This is a genomic window from Streptomyces sp. DSM 118878, from assembly GCF_052936595.1.
In genome coordinates this window covers 6,917,168-6,937,058 of sequence record NZ_CP193622.1, presented here as the reverse complement: position 1 = coordinate 6,937,058, position 19,891 = coordinate 6,917,168, and the positions used below count along the sequence as shown (strand labels likewise).

Genomic DNA, 19,891 nt, shown 5'->3' with positions numbered 1-19,891 from the left:
ACTCAACCTGCCCTTTCTGGGACTTCTTCGATGAGTGCGCGGCCCTCTCCGGGAGTGCCGTCTCCACGGGCAGGGGCTCGGAGCTGCGGTGCGGGTCAGCCGACCGCGTCGACGGCGATCTCGGCCGCCAGGAATTCCGCGAGGAGCGCGATGGTGGGGTACTCCCAGGTCAGCGCCGCGTCCAGGGTCAGTCCCCAGCGGTCCTCGATCTCACCGATCAGGGAGACCGCCTGGAGGGAGTCCACGCCGTACTCGGCCAGCAGGAGGTCCGGCGGGACGTCCTGGCCCTCCCTGCCCATGAGGTGACCGATCCGCCCGGCCAGCCACTGCCGTATCTCGGCCTCGGACGCCCCGGGTGTGGTCATACCGCCGCTCCCGGCGTCGCGTTGTCGGCGTACACGCTGTCCAGGCGTCCGTCGGTGAAGAGTTCCTTCATGGCGGCGCGCTCGATCTTGCCGCTGGTGGTGCGGCGGATGCCACCGCGGCGGACCAGGACCACCGCGGACGGTACGACCCCGAAGTCCCGGGCGACGCTCTGCTTCATGCGGGCGGTGAGCCCGGCCAGTCGTTGCTCGTCCAGTCCGGTGCGCACCTCGTGGGTGACGACGAGGTTCTCCTCGGTGTCGCCGTCGGCGTGCGGGCTCGTCGTGACGGCGAACACGGCGCCCACGTTGCCCAGTTCGGGGTGGTGGGCCCTGAGCTCGTACTCGATGTCCTGGGGGTACAGATTGCGGCCGCGGAAGATCATCATGTCCTTGATGCGGCCGGTCACGTAGAGCTCGCCGTCGTGCACGGCGCCCAGGTCACCGGTCCGCAGGAAGCCCTCCCTGCCGTCGGCGGTCACCGCGCGGAACGTGGCGTCGGTGGCCGTCTCGTCGCCCCAGTACCCCTGGGCGACGCTGGGTCCGCGCAGCCAGATCTCGCCGATGCCCCCGGCGTCCAGGCACTCCCGGGACGCGGGGTCGACGACGGCGACCTCGTAGCCCGGCGCGGTGCCGTTGCTCGGCAGGTCACGCCCCTGGTCGGCGAAGGGTGTGGGGCGGAACTCGCGGCGGGCCAGGGCCTCGGCGTCGACCTTGGTGACGACGGGTACGCGCGGGGGTGCGCCGGAGACGAACACGGTGGCTTCCGCGAGGCCGTAGCACGGGGACGCGGCCTCGGCGCGGAACCCGGCGGCCGCGAACCGTTTGGCGAACTCGGTCATGGAACCGGCCTGTACGGGCTCGGAGCCGTTGACCGCGTAGCGCCAGCGCGAGAGGTCGAGCCCCGCGATCTGTTCGTCGGTCACCTTGCGGGAGCAGTAGTCGTAGCCGAAGTTGGGGGCGGCGGACCAGGTGATGTCATAGGCGTCGATCATCTTCAGCCAGTGGTGCGGCCGCTTGAGGAAGGCCGTCGGGTCCATGAGCACGCAGGTGCTGCCCCGGAAGAGCGCGGGCAGCGTCTGGGCCATCAGGCCCATGTCGTGGTACTGCGGGGCCCATCCGCCGAACCTCGCGTCCGCCGGCACATCGAGGGTGGAGCACAGGGTGGCCGCGTTGGTGAGCAGGTTCCCGTGGCTGATCATCACGCCCTTGGGCGTGCCGGTCGACCCGGAGGTGTACTGGAGCAGGGCGAGCGTGCCGTGGTCGGCACGGGGCGCCGACCACTGCGTTCCGTCGGGGAGCTCACCGTCGTCGGTGACGATGACGGGGAGCTCGTCGAGTCCTTCCTCCGCCGCCCACTGCTCGACCGCCGGCAGGTTCGCGGTGTCGGTCAGCACGGCGCTCGCCCGCGAGTCCGCGGCGATGGCCCGCACCCGCCTGCGCTCGTGGGCGAAGCGTCCTGGCAGGGGCGCCGGCACGGCGACCATCCCGGCGTACAGACAGGCCACGAAGGGGACGATGAATTCGGCCGGCGGGTAGAGCAGCAGGATGCGGGAGCCGGCCGGGTGGCGGCCGGTGAGCAGGATGGCCAGTTTTCGCGCCTGCGCGTCGAGTTCGGCGTAGGAAAGGCGGGTCGCGGCATCCTGCTCGGGGTCGCGCACCCAGATCAGGGAATCCTGCCCCGGGCGGTCGGCGGCCCAATTCCGGAGGAGTTCCGTCGCGCTGGGATGTTTCGATGCATCGGACATGGCCCGTGGATTCCTCAATTCTCCGATGGGAATTATCTGTTCACAGTCGCCAGCGCATTGCGAAGCTATCCGTCGCGAGAAGTCGGCGTCAAGGACGGGATTCAGGGCGAAGAGGACTGGTCGACAATTGCTGTGAGGCCCGCCGGATCGCCTGTCACCGTTTTTAAGCGGGGGCTTAATGAACGGTTCCGGCGCCAACTGCGTCTTTCACTGTCGCCTGAATGACGGCATGACGGGGGTGGTTGCCCTGTCTCATGCCGCGGGCACCCGTGATTCGACACCGCCCCAGGGCTCGAAGGCGTCGGCATCCCTGTTCCGCACCCCGAGCAATGCCATTCCCAGTGGAGTGACCGTGTGCACGACGGTGTTTCGGTTGCGGTGCGTCGTAATGAGTCCGGATTCCCGGAGAATTGCCGTGTGCTGACTGGCGCCGGCCGAGGAGATGCCCAGCCTCTGGGCCAGTTCGGAGGTGGTGCACGCGACGGTGAGCGCTTGCAGTGCGGCGGCGCGGGTCCGGCCGACCAGCGCGGGCAGGGCCTGCACGATGTGGTCGGGCTCGTCCCACAGGCCGGCGGCGTGCGGGAAGTCCGGCGGCACCGCGAAGACCAGGGCCGCGTTGCCCGACTCCGGCTCGGAGCGGATCAGCATGCCCGGCTGGTGCGTCAGGAAGAGGGAGGGCACCAGGAGCAGGCCCCGGCCGTCCAGGTGCACGTCCCGGTCGGGTCCCGGCACCTCAAGCACCGGACTGCGCCAGAGGATCCTGGAGTGCAGGGTTTCGAGCAGCCGGTCGACGCCGCCCGACATGGTGATCCGGCCGCGCGCGTTGCACTCGGACTCCAGTTGGTTGCGCACGCGGTTCCAGTACGGCGCCACGGCGCAGTGCCACACGTCCCAGACCGCCGTCAGCGCCTCTTCGCGCGAGAGCCCCAGTGCGCGCAGCGGCCCGTCGTCCGCGTCCGGTGACCTGTCCACCAGGCAGAGCAGGTCACCGGGGGCGCGCACCCGGCTCTGCGGCGAGGCGAGGAGGCCGGCCGGCACGGTGCGCTGCCGCAAGTGCTTCGCGAGGCGGCTGCGCCAGCGCAGGTGCGGGGCGGCGCCCGGCCTGCCGAGCATTCCCAGGGCGAACACGGTCTCGGCGACCGGGCCGAGCGTGGGGCTCAGCCGGGTGCGCGCCAGGTCCTCGACCGTGAAGTGAATCCTCTGCACGTTCCTTGCCCTCCACCGAGACACTGACGACGGGACACTGCCTACGCGGGAACGTGTGTCACGCCGCCTTCACGTGCGCCTGCGCCTCCTTGACCCCGAGGATGCGCACCGCTTCGTAGTAGACCTTCGCCAGGCTGTCGCACTCGGTGCGCTGCTCCCCGCCGTAGCCGGCGCAGACGCGCTTCATGTCGGCGTAGAAGGCGCTGTCGATGCGGGCCTTGTTCGCGGCGAACTGACCGGCCGCCTTGTAGTTGCGGTACCCGAAGTCATGCCGTGCACATGACAGCTTGAAAGGGTAGCCGTACGGGTTGTCCGGGGACGAGGTGCAGTAATCGGTGGACCAGTCGAACCCGTAGGCGGACCAATTGCCCTGGTTCTGCCGGGCACTGTTCCACGCCGCATAGCTGGAAGCACTTGTCTGGGTCCAGCTCGACAGCACCTGGGGCTTGTCCGCCGGAGCCGCCTGCGCCGGAATGGCAGACCCGAGGGTCGCAGCCAGCGCGGCACCGGCGGTGGCCACCGACATAAGTACCCGAGAACGCATCGTTGAACCTCCGAAATCGGGCGCGGCTCAGCCGAGCCACGCAGAACACGTGGAAACACGCGGATTCGATCGTGCGTGCTCATCATTCTGCGTAACTCGGCTATGGCGGCTTTATCGCGGGACTATGTCGGGCACGCGCCGGAGGCCAGACGGGTCGGCCGGACGTGCTGCGTCAGCCGTAACGTGGTGCGCTCCAGGGATTCCTCGTGGAGCAACTGCTGTGCGTGCAGCCGCAGAAGGTGCGGATAGCGGTAGCGCAGGCCGGCGCCGCGCCGCATTCGTCTTCGCCCCTCAAGGATGTTGAATCCGAGAAGGTTGAGTTCCAGCAGGTTGAGGTCGACGAGTCGTTCCAGGGTGTCCTCGGCGTCCGCGGCCCTGGTGCGCAGCACATCGGCCGCCGTGCGTACGTCGAAGTCGACGGAGGGGCTGGCGCTCAGCGCACGGTACGCGGCCGCCGTGTCCTGCGGCACATGGCGCAGCGCCCGGTCGAAACAGGCGCGCAGCGAGCTCTCGCCATGGCTGAGCACGTCCAGGCGGCGCGCCGGGTCGGACAACCGCGTGACCAGGTCCTCGACGCTCCAGTGCGGTTTGCTGTCCAGCCTCATGCCGGCGGCCCGGATGGCCAGGGGCAGCCGGCCGCACAGCTCCAGGAGCCGGTCCACGGCCTCCGCCTCGGCAGTGGCCGGTTCCCGCCCCGTGCTGGCGGCCAGGAGCGCGATGGCGTCGTCGTGCTCGACCGGGCCGAGGCGCAGGCCTTTCATGCCCCGGCCGTGCATGAACTGTTCGAGGCCGGTGATCAGGACGCAGCACTGTCCACCGCCCGGCAGCAGCGGCTCGACCTCCCGGAACGCGGTGGCATTGTCGATGATGACGAACGCGCGCCGGTCGGCGAGCATGCTGCGGTACGCGGCCGAGCACTCGCCGAGGCCCTTCGGCACCAGGTCGGGATGCATGCCGAGGGAGCGCAGGAACCGCTGAAGGACGAGCAGGGCCGTGCGCTCGGGCGTCCCGGCCGCCGCGTCCCGGATGTCCACGTAGAGCTGGCCGTCGGGGAAGTGCCCGGCGTTCGCCCGCCCCCAGTGGACCGCCAGCGCGGTCTTGCCGCTGCCGGGGCTGCCGCTGATGAAGCACACGGCGGTGCGCCGCCGCCCGGGCTCGGCGGCCAGCAGGAAGTCGAGCTCCCGCAGTTCAGCCGTACGCCCGATGAAGTCGCCGTTGCCGAGCGGCAGTTCGCACGGCCGGCCGAGCTGCTCGGCCTCCACGGGCGGGCCCTCGGCGACCGCGGGGGCGACGGACGTGTCGTTGAGTATCGCGTCGTGGAGCGCCTGGAGTTCGGCGCCCGGCTCAAGGCCCAGCTCGTCGATCGACAGCGTGCGGCCCTCGCGGAACGTGTGCAGCGCCTCGGCCCGCTGACCCGCGCGGCACTGGGCCCGCATGAGGGTGGCGCGCAGTTGCTCACGGAGTGGATGGGTGTGCAGCAGGGCCCTCAACTCGCCGATGATGGACCGGTGTTCACCCAGTTCGAGGCGGAACGTCATTAACTGTTCCGCCGCCAGCAACCGCTGTTCCGACAGGCGTGTCGCCGCCATCTCGGCGAACTGCGCGGGCACGTCGCTCAACGCCGGCCCGCGCCACAGCGCCAGCGCCTGTCTGAGGAACTCGGCCGCTTCCGCCAGGTTCCCCTCCCGCCCGAGGCCGTACCCGCGCTCCGCTCCGCGGGTGAACTCCATGGCGTCGAGGCGGTGCCCGGCGAGGGAGAGCTGATAGCCGGGCTGAACGGTGGCGATCACCTCGCCCGTGCATCCGGCCCTCCGGAACAGCTTGCGGAGCTCCGCCACGCAGATCGAAACCTGGGTGCGCGCGGTGTTCGGCGGTCTCCCGTCCCAGACGTTCGAGATCAAGGATTCGACCGAAACCACTCCCCCCTGGGCCAGGAGGAGGTGGGCGAGTACCGCCCGCTGACGCACGCCGCGAATCTGGAGCGGCTTTCCGTCGACGGCGGCCTCCAGCGGCCCCAGTATCTTGAACTCCAGGCCGAACCGGGACACACCGTCCCTTTCCTCTCCCTCCGCGAGTCCCTCTCTGAGCATCGAACGCCGACCCTGGCCTTGATGTGCCATCGCGCGAACTCCCCCGTCGTGTGAGAGACGATCTCCTGGAACGCTTCCTTCCCGGACACCAACGACTACGAGATCTTCGCACGCCCAAGGCGTGAACAGCCATCAAATCCCGCCAGGTATGACAGCTTCCGCTGAGCGCGCGAACACCTCAGAACGCCTCAACCAGGGGGTTTTCAGGGCCGGTTGTCCACTCAATAACCGCGCGATGGGCTGCGCATAGCCACAGGCCGCATGATCCGGTGAGGCCCGTCGTCCGGATGCCGCGAGTGAGCACAACCGGCGGCCGGAAGCAACTGGTCGGCCCGAGTCATGGTGAGGACGACATGCGGATGAGCCGATGGACATCCGTGGCGGAGCGCCGGCGCTGATCGCGCCACGGATGTCCATCGGCTGAGATCTCCGGCCGACGGGTGTCGTGCGGCTCCGGCTCAACCGGTGGAGGCAGCTGTGGCGGAGGTCAGTTTGGTGGTCACGGTGATCCAGTCGTCCAGGACCTGCGCCGCCGCACCGGAGTCGACGGCCAGGGCCGCACGCTCCACCCCGGCGGCGATCCGCTCGGTCACGGGCCGGTCGTCGGGGTCCAGCGCGGCCAGCCCGGCCGCCGCCGAAAGCAGCACGGCGTCCCTGACGGGACCGCGCTCCCCCGCGAGCACCGCTCGGGCCACCCGGGCGTTGTGGACCCGGTCGCCGCCCCGCAGCGCTTCGACCGGGGCGCGCCCGATGCCGATGTCGCGCGGGTCGAGGCGGGTCCGGTGAACCTCACCGGCCTGCACCGACCAGATGGTGGACGTGGTGCTGACGGTGAGCTCGTCGAGCCCGTCGTCGCCCCGGAAGACGAGCGCCCGGGTGCCGCGGCGCGCGAGCACCCCGGCGATCAGCGGAGCCATCCGCCGGTCGGCGACGCCGACCGCGTGCGCGGCGGGCGCCGCCGGATTGGACAGCGGACCCAGCACGTTGAAGACGGTGGGTACGCCCAGCTCGCGCCGGACCCCCGCGGCATGGCGCATCGAGGGGTGAAAGCCGGGGGCGAAGCAGAAGGTGATCCCCGCCTGGGCCGCCGTCTCCGCCACGTGGTGCGGCGACAGGTCGAGCGGGATGCCGAGCTCCTCCAGCACATCGGCGGAGCCGCAGGCCGAGGAGGCGGAGCGGTTGCCGTGCTTGACCACCCGCGCCCCGGCACCCGCCGCGACGATCGCCGCCATGGTGGACACGTTGACCGTCCGGGCGCCGTCACCGCCGGTGCCGACGATGTCGAGGGCCGGGCCCGGCACGTCGAGGGGGCGCGCGTGCGCCGCCAGCGACCGCACCAGGCCGTCGATCTCCTCCACGGTCTCGCCCTTGGCGCGCAGTGCGATCAGGAACGCCGCCGTCCGCGCGGCGCCCGCCGTCCCGCTCATCATCTGGTCCATCGCCCATGCGGTGTCGTCGGACGTCACGTCGCGGTGGGCGAGCAGAGCGGTGAGAAGGGCGGGCCAGTCCCCCGCATGCGTGCTTCCGGTCACGTCGAATTCTCCCTGAGTTCGCGGGCAGCGCCCCATGCGGTTGGCTCGGTTCACCGGACCTCATTCTGTGAGCCGCGGCCATCGGTCCACCAGACCATTTGAGGAAATCAGTGCGGTCCAATTACGCACGGGAGGAGTCGGGAAATGAGCTGGCGCACTTCGATCGACGTCTCGCGTAATTCCGGGGAATCCCTCACCACTCAGATCCAGCGCGTACTCAAGCGCGAGATCACCGAAGGGGTGCTGCACCCGGGGACCCGGCTGCCGCCGAGCCGCCGCCTGGCCGACGATCTCGACGTGTCACGGAGCGTGGTCGTGGAGGCGTACGGCCAACTGATCGCCGAGGGCTACCTGGAGGCGGTCCAGGGCTCCGGCACCCGGGTGGCCCGCCATCTGTCGACCACGCCGGAGACGGTCGTCCCCACGCTGCTGGACGAGGGCCGGGTGCCGTCCGTCCGCTGGGACCTGCGCACCGGCAGGGCCAACGTGTCGCACTTCCCCTACCGGGAGTGGCTCGCGGGCTACCAGCGGGTCCTCCAGACGGCGCGGCAGTCCGATCTCGACTATCCGCCGCTCTCCGGGGCACCGGCCCTGAGGGAGGAACTGGCCCGTCATCTGGGGCGCGTGCGGGGCGTGCGCACCACACCGGGACAGGTGATGGTGGTGTCCGGGTTCGCCCACGGCCTCGGCCTGCTCTGTGCCGCGCTGCCCGAGTCGCACATCGACGTGCTGGCCATGGAGGAGCCGGGGCTGCTGCGGCAGCGGGAGTTCGTACGGGAGGCGGGCCTGCGCACCCGTGCCGTCCCGGTGGACGACGAGGGGATCGACGTGGAGGCCCTGGCCCGCAGCGGAGCGCGCGCCGTCCTCGTCACCCCGTTCCACCAGTTCCCCACCGGTGTCACGATGTCGCAGGAGCGGCGCGCGGCACTGGCCCGGTGGGCCCGGGACGTCGACGGCTATGTGATCGAGGACGACTACGACGGCGACTTCTGGTTCGACCGGCGCTCCCGGCCGCTCGCGCTGCAACGGCACGCCCCCGAGCGGGTCGTGTACGCGGGCACCACCTCCAAGTCCCTGGTCCCCGGGCTCCGGCTGGGGTGGCTCGCCGTGCCCGACGAACTCCTCGCGCCGCTCGAACGGGCCCGCTCCCGGCGCGACCTCGGCTCGGACAGCCTCACCCAGCTCGCCTTGGCCGAGCTGCTCGGATCGGGCTCGTACGACCGCCACATGCGCAGGCTGCGGGCCCGCTACCGGCTGCGCAGGGAGACCCTCGTCCACGCCGTGCGGCACTCCCTGCCGCAGGCGCGCGTCGGCGGCGCGGAAGCGGGCCTGCACGCCTACGTGCGCCTGCCGCACGGCACCGACGAGGCCGCCCTGGTGGCCGCCGCACTGGACCGGTCGGTGCTGGTACGCGGCGGACGGGAGTTCCACGGCGGGCCGGCGGGGGCGCGGCCCGCTCTGGTGGTCGGCTACACGTCATTGCCCAGATCCGGGCTCGCGGAGGCCCTGCGGCAGTTGGGCGCCGCCTACACCGATGTCTCGGGGCGCAGCTCGCCGGCGGCGGCGCGCATCGCCTGACCCGTGGCGCATCCGGCGAGGAAGTTGCCCAGCATGGCGAGCCCGCCCCCGGTGGCGATGGACTCCGGATGGAACTGCACCCCTTCGACCGGAAGGGTCCGGTGCCGCAGCCCCATGACGTACCCGTCGTCCGTCGACCGGGCGGTGACCACCAGCTCGTCCGGCAGCGGCTCGGCCACGACGAGCGAGTGGTAGCGGGTGACTTCCGCCGCGTCGCCGACGCCCCTGAACAGTCCTTCCCCGTCGTGCCGCACCGTGCTGGTGCGGCCGTGCATGATGTGCTCCGCGACCCGCACCCGTCCGCCGAAGGCCAGCGCGATCGCCTCGTGTCCCAGGCAGACCCCGAGCAGCGGCACCCGGCCGGCGAAGGCGCGGACGAGCTCGACGTGGCCGCTGTCCGCGGGGTGCCCCGGCCCCGGGCCGAGTACCACCGCGTCGGGGGCCGACGCGGTGAGCCGGGCCTCGGTGCGGGTGCCGGAGCGCACCACCTCGGTCGTGGCGCCGAGCGTGCGCAGATAGCGGTCGATGATGTGGACGAAGCTGTCGTACGCGTCCACGAGCAGCACCCTCATCCCGTCGCCTCCAGCTCCACGCCGGTGAGCGCCCAGTAGGTGGCGCCCATCTTGGCCAGCGTCTCCGCCCACTCGGCGCCGGGGTCGGACTCGGCGACGATGCCCGCGGAGCTCTGCGTCGAGTACGTACGCCCGTCGTACACCACGGAGCGGATGCACAGCGCGAGTTCGCTCCAGCCCCGCACGTCGATCAGGCCGACCGCTCCCGCGTAGGCGCCGCGCGGCTCGCGTTCCAGCGTGTCGATGATCTCCATGGCGCGGATCTTGGGGGCGCCGCTCATGGTGCCCGCCGGGAAGGTCGCGCGGAGTACCGCCCAGGTGTCGGCGTCGGTCCTGAGCCGCCCGGTCACCGTGGAGACCAGGTGGAAGACGTGGGAGAAGCTCTCCACCGAGAGCAGCCGGTCCACCGGCAGGGTGCTCGGCTCACTGACCCGGCCGATGTCGTTGCGGCACAGGTCGACGAGCATGATGTGCTCCGCCCGCTCCTTGCGGCTGGCGAGCATCTGGGCCACGCCCCGTTCGTTGGCCGCCGCGTCCGGCCCCCGGCGGGCGGTCCCGGCGATCGGCCGCATGACGATCCGGTCGCCCTCGGTCCTGACGAACAGCTCGGGGCTCGCCCCGATCAGGGTGCTGCCCGCGCGGGGCACCAGGTACATGTAAGGAGAGGGGTTGCGGCCGCGCAGCCGCCGGTACACGTCGACCGGGGCCAGGTCGCTCTCCACGTCGATCCGATGGCCGATCTGGATCTGGTAGACGTCCCCGACCCGGATGTGCTCCAGGCACCGCTCGGCCCAGCCCAGGAAGGTCTGCCGGTCCACGGTGTCGCGCACGGACCGCGGCGCCGGGGCGTCGGGGTGGCCCAGGGACGGCGAGCCGAGCGCCCGCTCGGCCAGCTCCCTCATGTCGGGAACGGGCACCCGATCGAAGCCGGGGCCGTGCGCCCGGCGCAGCTCGACGCCGCCGGAGTCACGGTCGTACCACACGGTGTCGCGGAAGAGGGTGAGCGTGATGTCGGGGACGGCGGACGCCGACGCGCGCGGCCGGAACCGCTCCATGTGCCAGGCGGCCTCGTACGACAGGGTGCTCAGGAACCCGAAGGCGTACCGGTCCTCGGGCACCGGAGTGTCCAGGCCGAAGAGCGTCTGCGCCCGGCTCAGGAGCTCCCACATCTGTGCCGGGGAGCGGAAGGTCCGGCGTGCCGGCTCCCGGCCCGCCGGATCGTGACCGGCCGCGTCGCCCTCCTGGTCCGCCGTCATCCCGGCTTGCTCCGCGACGCGTACGAGCGCGGTGCGCAGCTCCGGCACTCCGTCCACCTCGATGTGCGTCGCGTACACCCGTATCTCGGCCAGGCGCCCGCAGCCGACGACCGCGGGCCTGCGGTCCTGCTCGGGTCCGACGGGACTCTCGGTGAGGAAGACGTCCTGCCCGCCGCGCTCACGGCGCAGGAGCGCGTAGAGGTCGAAGGGGGCGTGCGGTGGCAGTCCGGTGGTGGTGACGCGTACGCCGACGCGTTCCGCGGACACCCCCCTGGAGATTGTCTGCGTTCCTGTCCTGCCGGGCATGCGGGCCTCATTCGAATTGATCCGCTGGATTGGTCCGGTCAGCCAAGCAGGCACCGCGAGAGGGGGACCAGACCAATTCCCGGGTACCGCTACGGTCCATTCACCGCATTGCTTGACCCTTTTGTGACGGCGCGGATTTGATGACGCACTCACCCCACTCACCGGAATGGGAAACGAATGAATCCGATGGAGAAGCCGGCCGCGGCACACAGTTGGCGCGGTCTGCCCGCCGCTCAACAGCCGGACTGGCACGACCGGGACGCGCTGCGCCGCGTCACCGGCGAACTGGCCGCCGCTCCCCCGCTCGTGCAGCCCGCCGAATGTGACCGGCTGCGGTCCCGGCTGGCCGCCGCCGCGCGCGGGGAGGCGTTCGTCCTGCAAGGCGGTGACTGCGCGGAGACCCTGCGCGGGGTCACCGCCGATTCCCTCCAGGGCAAGCTGAAGACGCTGCTCCAGATGGCGGCGATCCTCACCTACGGGGCCTCGGTGCCCGTGGTCAAGATCGGCCGGATGGCCGGTCAGTACGCCAAGCCCCGGTCCAGCCGCACCGAGACGCGCGACGGGGTGACCCTGCCCTCCTACTTCGGCGACGCCGTCAACGACCGGGCCTTCACGGCTGACGCGCGCCGCCCCGACCCCGCACGGCTGCGCGACGTGTACGAAGCGTCGGCCGCGACGCTCAACCTGGTCCGCGCCTTCGCGGACGGCGGCTTCGCGGACCTGCACCGTGTCCACGCCTGGAACCAGGGTTTCCTGACGGACTCCCCCGCCGCCGGCCGCTATGAGCGGCTGGCCACCGAGATCGACCGGACGATGGCCTTCATGCGCGCCTGCGGGGTCGATCCGCGCGGGCTGCACATCACCGAGTTCTTCACCAGCCACGAGGGGCTGCTCCTCGACTACGAGTCGGCGCTCACGCGTCCGGACGACGACACCGGCAGACCGTACGCCACGAGTGCGCACCTCCTCTGGATCGGTGAACGTACGCGTGAGCCGTCCGGCGCGCACGTGGAGTACTTCTCGCAGATCGAGAACCCGGTCGCGATCAAGCTCGGCCCTTCCACCACCGCCGACGATCTGCTCGCCTACGCCGACCGGCTCGATCCGCGACGCCACCCCGGACGCCTGTCCTTCGTGACCCGGATGGGCCGCGAGCGCGTCAGGGACGTGCTCCCCGCGCTGATGGAGAAGGCCGTCGCCAACGGCATCCAGGCCTGCTGGATCACCGATCCCATGCACGGCAACACGTTCACCGCGGACGGCGGCTACAAGACCCGCCGCTTCGACGACGTCATCGACGAGGTCAAGGGCTTCTTCGAGGTGCACAAGGCGCTGGGCCTCCAGCCCGGCGGCATCCACGTCGAGCTGACCGGCGAGGACGTCACCGAGTGCCTGGGCGGCGGGCAGGACGTGGGCGTCGGTGACCTCGCGCGCAGCTACGGAACGGCCTGTGACCCGCGCCTCAACCACAGCCAGTCCCTGGACCTGGCGTTCCTCGTGGCCGAGATGCTCCAGGACTGCCGGGCGTAACCCCGGGAAGCCAGGCCGACTGCTCCGTTAGCATGATCTGGCTCAAGAGGGTCACCTTGTTCCGACATCTAACACATCGGCCAAACAGTTGATATCTATGGCATCGCGAATAGCTTCGCGGGAAAACTTCAGAAACCTGTTCACCGCTTGGCGCCGGCCACGGGCGTTGCTGTGGACCGCGGTCGTCGTGGTGGGGCTGGGGTTCCTCGTCGCGCTGGAGATCGCCGCGCGCCACTACGGCCTGCCGGGGCCGATCGCAAATCAGGCACGCGAGGTGGTGTTCGCACCCAAGTCGGGGCCGCTGCTGTACGCCAGCATGGCGTTGATGATGGTGGTGCTCACCTGGCGGCAGCGGTTCATCGCCGCCGGTGTCGCGGTCGGCATCGACGTCGTCTTCTTCCTGGTGCGCTGGTTGGTCGACGCCAAGATGATGTTCGGCAACGGTGCGCTGTGGGTGATCATCGGCGTCGCGGTCTTCGCCGTCGTCCGGCGCACCGGCTCGGAGCGCGTCCTGCTCCTGAAGGGCGTCGGTCTCGGTCTGCTCCTGGTGGCGGGCCGCAAGACCGGTGACACCTGGCTGCTGATCACCTCGAAGACCCGTCCCCAGGTGCTCGACCAGTACGTGGGCACCGCCGATCACGCGCTCGGCAATCCGTCCTGGCTGGTGGGCCGCCTGGTGGAGGCCTCGGGCCCGGTCGGCGAGCACGTCCTCGACTACGTGTACATCCAGCTCGCCGTGGCCGCGGTCATCGTCGCCCTGTACCAGCTGCGGAACGTCGCGACCGAGCGCCGCTTCCCGGGCCACCACCTGGTGCGCACCTTCCTGGTCATCGGCCTGCTCGGCCCGGCCTTCTACATGATCTACCCGGTGGTGGGCCCGATCTTCGCGTACGGCGCCGACGGCGGGCAGTTCGCGACGGCCGACCTGTGGCCGGACGTCATGCCGCCGCTGAGCACCCCGCAGCACATGGACTTCAACGAGATCACCCCGCGCAACTGCATGCCGAGCCTGCACACGGCGTGGGCCACCACGATCTTCATCCACTCCCGCAGGGGCCCGCGCCTCCTGCGGTTCGCGGGCACGTTCTGGCTGATCGCCACGCTCGGCGCCACGCTGGGCTTCGGCTACCACTACGGCGCGGACATCATCGCGGGCGTCGTGTTCGCGTTCACGATCGACGCGGCGATGCGCGCGCTCGACCGCGGCTGGGACCGGTCGGCGATCCAACTGGTCTCCTACGGCGCCGCGGTCTTCACCCTGCTGCTGCTGTCGTACCGCTTCATACCGATGCCGATGGCCGAGCACCCGTACGTCTTCGGGCCCCTCATGGTCCTGGCGATGGTCTCGGTGATCTACGGCTACATGCGCACCGCCAAGCTCTGGGAACCGAAGCTCGCCCCTGCACCGAAGGCGACGGAAGCGCAACCGGAGATGGTGTGACCGGCGGTACGACAATACGGACATAGCCTAGTATTCTGGACGCACGGCGAGGTCTTCCGCCTCGCCTTCGAGCAGCCCGGAACCACCTAGCTGGAGGTGGGCGCAGTGACAACCTCTTCCACGTCGCCGTCCATGGAAACGCACCCGGACATCGCCGACATACGGGCCCGCCACGAGAGTGCCGAGCGCATGGCGAGCACGCCCAAGGTGCAGGCCATCGACGCGTTGGCCTTCGTGACAGGCCTTTATCTGGCCGCTTCGCCCTGGATCGCGGGCTTCAACGGCCTCACGCGCCTGAGCGTCGTCAACCTCATCGTCGGCATCTCCTACGCGCTGCTGATGAGCGGCGGCTTCGGGCGGGCCTACGAACGGAGCCACAGCATGGCCTGGGCCGCCTGCGCCCTGGGCCTGTGGACCATCGTCGCGCCCTGGGTCGTCGCGGGTGACCAGAGCACCACGCGGACCGTGGTCAGCAATGTCATCACCGGCGCCGTCGCCACCCTGCTCGCCATGGCCGCCGCCATGGCCGCCAAGAAGGCGGAGTCGCGGGGCGGCGCGGGACGCGGCAGGAGGAGCGGCATGTACCGGGCCGGGTCCGGTTGACCGACGAGTGACGTCACCACGCGCCCCACGGCCACCACGCCGTGGGGCGCGACGTCGTTCACGTCGGCGTTTGGCCCAGTGCGCCGCGGGCACTTCGAGCACCTACGCGCGACGATCTAAGGGCGAAGCGCGATCTCTGACGACCCCTAGCGCGAGGTAGTGATGAGCGACCAGAACATGGCGGACGACGCCTACCAGCCCACCGGCGACAACGAGGAGCAGGAGGACGCGGCTCCGCTGGACCTCCAGGACGCGGTGGACGAGCGTAGTTACGACGACATGCTCGACGAGGGCTACTCGCCGCCCGAGAAACCCCTCGGCGTCAACAAGACGGGCACCACGGCGGAGGAGCAGCACGAGGGCGAGACGCTCGACGAGCGGCTCGCGCAGGAGGTGCCCGACACGGAGCCCGTGGACGGTGACGGCGTCGGCGACCTGCCGGACGGCGAGGGCGAGCCCGTGGACCCGGAGGCCGGGGAGCGCCGTGCGGGCCGCCTCGTGGCCCCGGACGAGGGCGCGCACACGGACACCACGAAGGAGGTCGTCGCCACGGACGAGGGGATCGACGGGGGCGCGGCGTCCGCCGAGGAGGCCGCGGTCCACGTCGTCCCCGACGAGGAGTTGCCACCCGCTCCGTAGGGACCACCGGCCAGGACTGACCCCGCCCGGCGGGGGCACGCGAAACGGGTACGACACGATCACGCACCAGGGTGTCCCGGCCGAACCGGGACACCGGAACGGACGGCTATGAGCAGCGGTTTCATCGGCCCCGAAGGGTTCGGGCAGGACCCGTTCGGGGAGCTCTTCGCACGGTTCCTCGGCAGCGGCCGGCGGCAGATCGACATCGGCAGGATGATGAGCGGCCAGGCGCGGCAGCTCGTGGCCCAAGCGGCCTCGTACGCGGCCGAGCACGGCAGGAGCAACCTCGACACCGAGCATCTGCTGCGGGCGGCGCTGACCATCGAGCCGACCCGCGGCCTGGTCGCGCGCTCGGGGGCCGACCCCGAGCAGATCGCCGAGGAGATCGACCGGCACTCCGCGGAGACCGAGGGCGCCGTGCCCACGCAGGCCGTCGCGCTCACCCCGGCCGTGAAGCGTGCCCTGCTCGACGCGCACGAGGTGGCGCGGGCGGTCGGCGCCGGGTACATCGGCCCTGAGCACATCGTCATGGCACTGGCCGCCAACCCCGACTCCGCGGCGGGACACATCCTCAACGCGGCCCGCTTCGACCCGGGCCCGCCCTCGCAGGCGCCGCAGGGCCATCAGCCGGGGCCCGCCGAGCAGCGGCAGGGCGGCGGTGGCGGCGCGACACCCACCCTCGACCAGTTCGGGCGGGACCTGACCGCGCGGGCCGCCGAGGGCGGCGTGGACCCGGTGATCGGCCGCGAGGAGGAGATCGAGCAAACCATCGAGGTGCTCTCCCGGCGCGGCAAGAACAACCCGGTGCTGATCGGTGACGCGGGCGTCGGAAAGACGTCCGTGGTGGAGGGCCTGGCCCAGCGGATCGCCGACGGCGACGTACCGGAGACCCTGGCGGGCCGCCGCGTCATCGCCCTCGACCTGGCCGGCGTCGTGGCGGGCACCCGCTACCGCGGTGACTTCGAGGAGCGGCTGAACAGCATCATCGAGGAGGTCCGCGCCCACTCCGACCAGCTGATCGTGTTCATCGACGAGCTGCACACCATGGTCGGGGCCGGCGGCGGCGGTTCCGAGGGCGGCTCGATGGACGCGGGCAACATGCTCAAGCCCGCCCTCGCCAGGGGTGAGCTGCACGTCATCGGAGCGACCACCCTGGAGGAGTACCGGCGCTACATCGAGAAGGACGCCGCGCTCGCCCGCCGCTTCCAGCCCATCCTGGTCGCCGAGCCGAGCCCGGCGGACGCGGTGGAGATCCTGCGGGGGCTGAGCGACCGTTACGAGGCGCACCACCAGGTCCGCTACGCCGACGACGCGCTGCTGGCCGCCGTGGAGCTGTCCGACCGCTATCTCACCGAGCGCTTCCTGCCCGACAAGGCCATCGACCTCATGGACCAGGCGGGCGCGCGGGTGCGGCTGCGGGCCAGCACGAAGGGCACCGACGTACGCGCCCTGGAGCGCGAGATGGAGCAGCTCACCCGCGACAAGGACCAGGCGGTGGCGGCGGAGCAGTACGAGCGCGCCATGGAACTGCGGGACCGCGTCACCGACCTCGCCCGCAAGATCGATGCCGGGCAGAGCCGCGAGCCGGGCGACGGGCAGATCGTGGAGGTCACCGCCGAGGACATCGCCGAGGTGGTGTCCCGGCAGACCGGCATCCCGGTGAGCACCCTCACGCAGGAGGAGAAGCAGCGCCTGCTCGGCCTGGAGGGGCATCTGCACGAGCGGGTCGTCGGGCAGGAGGAGGCCGTCAGCGCGGTGGCGGAGGCGGTCCTGCGCTCCCGCTCGGGCCTCTCGAGCCCGGACCGGCCCATCGGCAGTTTCCTCTTCCTCGGCCCGACGGGCGTCGGCAAGACGGAGCTGGCGCGGGCGCTGGCCGAGGCGCTGTTCGGCAGCGAGGACCGGATGGTCCGCCTGGACATGAGCGAGTTCCAGGAGCGGCACACCGTCAGCAGGCTCGTCGGGGCGCCGCCCGGGTACGTGGGTCACGAGGAGGCGGGCCAGCTCACCGAGGCCGTACGCCGTCACCCGTACTCGCTGCTGCTGCTCGACGAGGTGGAGAAGGCCCACCCCGATGTCTTCAACACCCTGCTCCAGGTCCTGGACGACGGCCGCCTCACCGACGCGCAGGGGCGGACGGTGAACTTCACCAACACCGTCATCGTGATGACGAGCAACCTCGGCTCCGAGGCGCTGACCGGGCGCGGCGGCACCCTCGGCTTCCGCGCGGACGGTTCCGAGGCGGACGAGGAGGCGCGGCGCGAGCAGGTGATGCGGCCGCTGCGTGAGCACTTCAGGCCGGAGTTCCTCAACCGCATCGACGAGGTGGTCATCTTCCGCAGGCTCACGGACGAGCAGCTGCGGCAGGTCACCGACCTCCTCCTGGAGGAGACCCGGCGCCGGCTGCACGCGCAGGACGTCACCATCGAATTCACCCCGGCGGCGGTGGACTGGCTGGCGCGGACCGGGCACCAGCCGGAGTACGGGGCGCGTCCGCTGCGCCGCACCATTCAGCGCGAGGTGGACAACCGGCTCTCCCGGCTGCTCCTGGACGGCCGGCTCACGCCGGGCAGCCGGGTCACGGTGGACGTCGAGGGCGACGCGCTCTCCCTGACCACCACGGCCGGGGCACCGGCCGCCTGACGGGGCGTGGCCGTCGGGGCCGGTGCCGGGCTCAGGGGCGGGGGTTCTCCCGCCGCCCCGGGGGCCGGGCGTCGGCCCCCGGGGACCATGGCCGCGTCAGCGCGAGACGACGTGTCGCTCGTCGGGGACGCAGTGCGTCATGGTCAGGCCCTCGACGTCGCGCGGCGGATTCTCGCCGAGGTTGGCGAGCCGCTTGCGGTCCTCCTCGGTCAGGTCCTGGCTCGCCAGCGGCTGGAGCCCCGCGACGTCCTTGGGCCCGATGCCGAGGCCCTCGCCGATCCTGAGGCCGAGGTCGTTCTCGACGAGCAGGAAGTGCCAGACCATCCGCTCCTGCACCGCCCGGTCGCACTGGGACAGCATGCCGACGAGGTTCTCCACGAGATCGTCGCGCTCCCACTGCTCCATCAGGAGGTAGCGCTGGCCCGCCTGGAGGTAGTCGTTGGTGCGCGGGATGCGCTTGCGGGTGAGCCTGCCGCGGATCTCGGGGCCCTGCTCGTCCACCGTGGAGTACTGGGCCTCGCGCAGGCCGCCGGTGATGGACGGCTCGTAGTTGACGATGGGGTTCTCGCCGCCGCGGTCGACGTGGTAGGTCATCTGTCCGTCGCGCTGGTTGGTGCGGACGTTCGCGTTCTTGGCGTGGTTGACCGGGAGTTGCAGGTAGTTGGGGCCGACGCGGTGGCGCTGGGTGTCGCTGTAGGAGAAGGTGCGGCCCACGAGCATCTTGTCGTCGGAGAAGTCGAGGCCGTCGACGAGGACGCCGGTGCCGAACGAGATCTGCTCGTTCTCCGCGAAGTAGTTGTCCGGCATCCGGTCGAGCACCATCCGGCCGACGGCCTTGGGCGGGAAGTCCTGCTCGGGCCAGGTCTTGGTGTCATCGAGGGGGTCGAAGTCCAGCTCGGGGTGGTCGTGGTCGTCCATGACCTGGACGAGCAGCTCCCACTCGGGGTGGTCGCCGCGCCCGACCGCCTCGTACAGGTCCTTGGTGGCGTGTCCGAGGCCCTGCGCCTGTACGTTGGCGGCGTCCTCCGCGGTCATGCTGCGGACGCCCTGCTTGGGCATCCAGTGGTACTTGACCAGGAGGGACTCGCCCTGTTCGTTGACCCACTTGTAGGTGTTGACGCCGAAGCCCTGCATGTGGCGGTAGTCCGAGGGGATGCCGCGCGGGCTGAACAGGTTGACCAGCATGTGCATGGACTCGGGCGTCTGTGACATGAAGTCGAAGATGCGGCGCGGCTGCTGCTCGAAGGTGACGGGGTCCGGCTTGAGCGCATGGATGACGTCGGGGAACTTGATCGCGTCGCGGATGAAGAAGACGCCGAGGTTGTTGCCGACGAGGTCCCAGTTGCCGTCCTCGGTGTAGAACTTCACGGCGAAGCCGCGGGGGTCGCGGGCCGCCTCGGAGGAGTCACGGCCGCCGATGACGGTGGAGAAGCGCACGGCGACGTCGGTGCGCTTGCCGCGCTCCTGGAAGAGCTTGGCCCGGGTGAAGCGGGCGATCGGCTCGTCGCCGAAGGTCCCGTACGCCTCGAAGAAGCCGTACGCGGTGACGCCCCGGGCGTGGACGACGCGCTCGGGGATGCGCTCGCGGTCGAAGTGGCTGATCTTCTCCAGGAACTGGTAGTTCTCCAGCGTCGCGGGGCCGCGGGCGCCGACGGTGCGCTGGTTCTGGTTGTCGTGGACCGGGTGGCCCTGCCGGTTGGTGAGCGTCTCCCGGTTGTCGTCCGGGGCGGGGCCCTTGCTCGATACGTCGGTCACTGCTTCTGCTCCTTCGACCCGAGATCGGCACGTGCTCCGTGCCTGGTGATCATTGATGTGCCGTGGTGTGTCCGGGGCTGCCGTCGGTG

General features: G+C 70.8%; 15 protein-coding genes. 6 read left to right on the top strand and 9 right to left on the bottom strand.

The window, feature by feature from the left end; translation table 11 throughout:
• Positions 1-95: 95 nt before the first annotated feature.
• The 6 genes from ACRAKF_RS30670 to trpD form a co-directional block, all read right to left on the bottom strand.
• Positions 96-365: an acyl carrier protein gene (locus ACRAKF_RS30670; RefSeq protein WP_447040835.1), complete on the bottom strand. Its 270-nt coding sequence runs from the start codon at positions 363-365 to the stop codon at positions 96-98.
• Positions 362-2,110, bottom strand: coding sequence for a fatty acyl-AMP ligase (locus ACRAKF_RS30665; protein ID WP_447040834.1), 1,749 nt, complete (start codon positions 2,108-2,110; stop codon positions 362-364). Before ACRAKF_RS30665 ends, ACRAKF_RS30670 begins: the two co-directional genes overlap by 4 nt.
• 252 nt (positions 2,111-2,362) lie before the next feature.
• Positions 2,363-3,316 (bottom strand): ArsR/SmtB family transcription factor, encoded by a 954-nt coding sequence (locus ACRAKF_RS30660; protein ID WP_447040833.1) that lies wholly within the window; start codon positions 3,314-3,316, stop codon positions 2,363-2,365.
• A gap of 58 nt (positions 3,317-3,374) precedes the next feature.
• A complete protein-coding gene (locus ACRAKF_RS30655) occupies positions 3,375-3,860 on the bottom strand; it encodes a phospholipase (protein ID WP_447040832.1) in 486 nt (161 codons plus the stop codon).
• A gap of 122 nt (positions 3,861-3,982) precedes the next feature.
• On the bottom strand, positions 3,983-5,908 hold the full coding sequence (locus tag ACRAKF_RS30650; protein WP_447040831.1) for a BTAD domain-containing putative transcriptional regulator: 1,926 nt from the start codon (positions 5,906-5,908) through the stop codon (positions 3,983-3,985).
• Between the two features lie 500 nt (positions 5,909-6,408).
• Positions 6,409-7,482, bottom strand: a complete 1,074-nt coding sequence (gene trpD / locus ACRAKF_RS30645; RefSeq protein WP_447040830.1) for an anthranilate phosphoribosyltransferase — start codon at positions 7,480-7,482, stop codon at positions 6,409-6,411.
• Positions 7,483-7,626: 144 nt separating this feature from the next.
• Here trpD and pdxR point away from each other — a divergent pair, with 144 nt between their 5' ends.
• On the top strand, positions 7,627-9,060 hold the full coding sequence (gene pdxR / locus ACRAKF_RS30640; RefSeq protein WP_447040828.1) for a MocR-like pyridoxine biosynthesis transcription factor PdxR: 1,434 nt from the start codon (positions 7,627-7,629) through the stop codon (positions 9,058-9,060).
• Here the strand turns inward: pdxR and ACRAKF_RS30635 are convergent.
• Both ACRAKF_RS30635 and ACRAKF_RS30630 read right to left on the bottom strand, forming a co-directional pair.
• A complete protein-coding gene (locus ACRAKF_RS30635; protein ID WP_447040826.1) occupies positions 9,009-9,632 on the bottom strand; it encodes an anthranilate synthase component II in 624 nt (207 codons plus the stop codon). The two genes, pdxR and ACRAKF_RS30635, sit on opposite strands and share 52 nt — an antisense overlap.
• Complete coding sequence (locus ACRAKF_RS30630; protein ID WP_447040825.1) at positions 9,629-11,155, bottom strand: anthranilate synthase component I family protein; 1,527 nt, start codon at positions 11,153-11,155, stop codon at positions 9,629-9,631. Before ACRAKF_RS30630 ends, ACRAKF_RS30635 begins: the two co-directional genes overlap by 4 nt.
• Before the next feature lie 216 nt (positions 11,156-11,371).
• Between ACRAKF_RS30630 and ACRAKF_RS30625 the strand changes: the two genes are divergently transcribed.
• The 5 genes from ACRAKF_RS30625 (at position 11,372) to ACRAKF_RS30605 (ending at position 18,047) form a co-directional block, all read left to right on the top strand.
• Complete coding sequence (locus ACRAKF_RS30625) at positions 11,372-12,724, top strand: class II 3-deoxy-7-phosphoheptulonate synthase (RefSeq protein WP_447040823.1); 1,353 nt, start codon at positions 11,372-11,374, stop codon at positions 12,722-12,724.
• A gap of 97 nt (positions 12,725-12,821) precedes the next feature.
• A complete protein-coding gene (locus tag ACRAKF_RS30620; RefSeq protein ID WP_447040821.1) occupies positions 12,822-14,165 on the top strand; it encodes a phosphatase PAP2 family protein in 1,344 nt (447 codons plus the stop codon).
• Positions 14,166-14,297: 132 nt separating this feature from the next.
• Positions 14,298-14,768, top strand: a complete 471-nt coding sequence (locus tag ACRAKF_RS30615; RefSeq protein ID WP_447042254.1) for an SPW repeat protein — start codon at positions 14,298-14,300, stop codon at positions 14,766-14,768.
• Between the two features lie 162 nt (positions 14,769-14,930).
• A complete protein-coding gene (locus ACRAKF_RS30610; protein ID WP_447040819.1) occupies positions 14,931-15,407 on the top strand; it encodes a DUF5709 domain-containing protein in 477 nt (158 codons plus the stop codon).
• A 108-nt stretch (positions 15,408-15,515) separates the two neighbouring features.
• Entirely contained in the window at positions 15,516-18,047 is a 2,532-nt protein-coding gene (locus tag ACRAKF_RS30605; protein ID WP_447040818.1) for an ATP-dependent Clp protease ATP-binding subunit, read from the top strand.
• A 96-nt stretch (positions 18,048-18,143) separates the two neighbouring features.
• Here the strand turns inward: ACRAKF_RS30605 and ACRAKF_RS30600 are convergent, their stop codons facing one another.
• Positions 18,144-19,802: a catalase gene (locus ACRAKF_RS30600; RefSeq protein ID WP_447040817.1), complete on the bottom strand. Its 1,659-nt coding sequence runs from the start codon at positions 19,800-19,802 to the stop codon at positions 18,144-18,146.
• Between the last annotated feature and the right edge of the window lie 89 nt (positions 19,803-19,891).

Excerpts from the sequence above, each read along its gene's own strand:
- ACRAKF_RS30625 (WP_447040823.1), top strand. The coding sequence starts at position 11,372 with ATGAATCCGATGGAGAAGCCGGCCGCGGCACACAGTTGGCGCGGTCTG.
- ACRAKF_RS30610 (WP_447040819.1), top strand. The coding sequence starts at position 14,931 with ATGAGCGACCAGAACATGGCGGACGACGCCTACCAGCCCACCGGCGAC.
- ACRAKF_RS30620 (WP_447040821.1), top strand. The coding sequence starts at position 12,822 with ATGGCATCGCGAATAGCTTCGCGGGAAAACTTCAGAAACCTGTTCACC.
- ACRAKF_RS30670 (WP_447040835.1), bottom strand. The coding sequence starts at position 365 with ATGACCACACCCGGGGCGTCCGAGGCCGAGATACGGCAGTGGCTGGCC.
- ACRAKF_RS30635 (WP_447040826.1), bottom strand. The coding sequence starts at position 9,632 with ATGAGGGTGCTGCTCGTGGACGCGTACGACAGCTTCGTCCACATCATC.
- ACRAKF_RS30655 (WP_447040832.1), bottom strand. The coding sequence starts at position 3,860 with ATGCGTTCTCGGGTACTTATGTCGGTGGCCACCGCCGGTGCCGCGCTG.
- ACRAKF_RS30615 (WP_447042254.1), top strand. The coding sequence starts at position 14,298 with ATGGAAACGCACCCGGACATCGCCGACATACGGGCCCGCCACGAGAGT.
- pdxR (WP_447040828.1), top strand. The coding sequence starts at position 7,627 with ATGAGCTGGCGCACTTCGATCGACGTCTCGCGTAATTCCGGGGAATCC.
- ACRAKF_RS30665 (WP_447040834.1), bottom strand. The coding sequence starts at position 2,110 with ATGTCCGATGCATCGAAACATCCCAGCGCGACGGAACTCCTCCGGAAT.
- ACRAKF_RS30605 (WP_447040818.1), top strand. The coding sequence starts at position 15,516 with ATGAGCAGCGGTTTCATCGGCCCCGAAGGGTTCGGGCAGGACCCGTTC.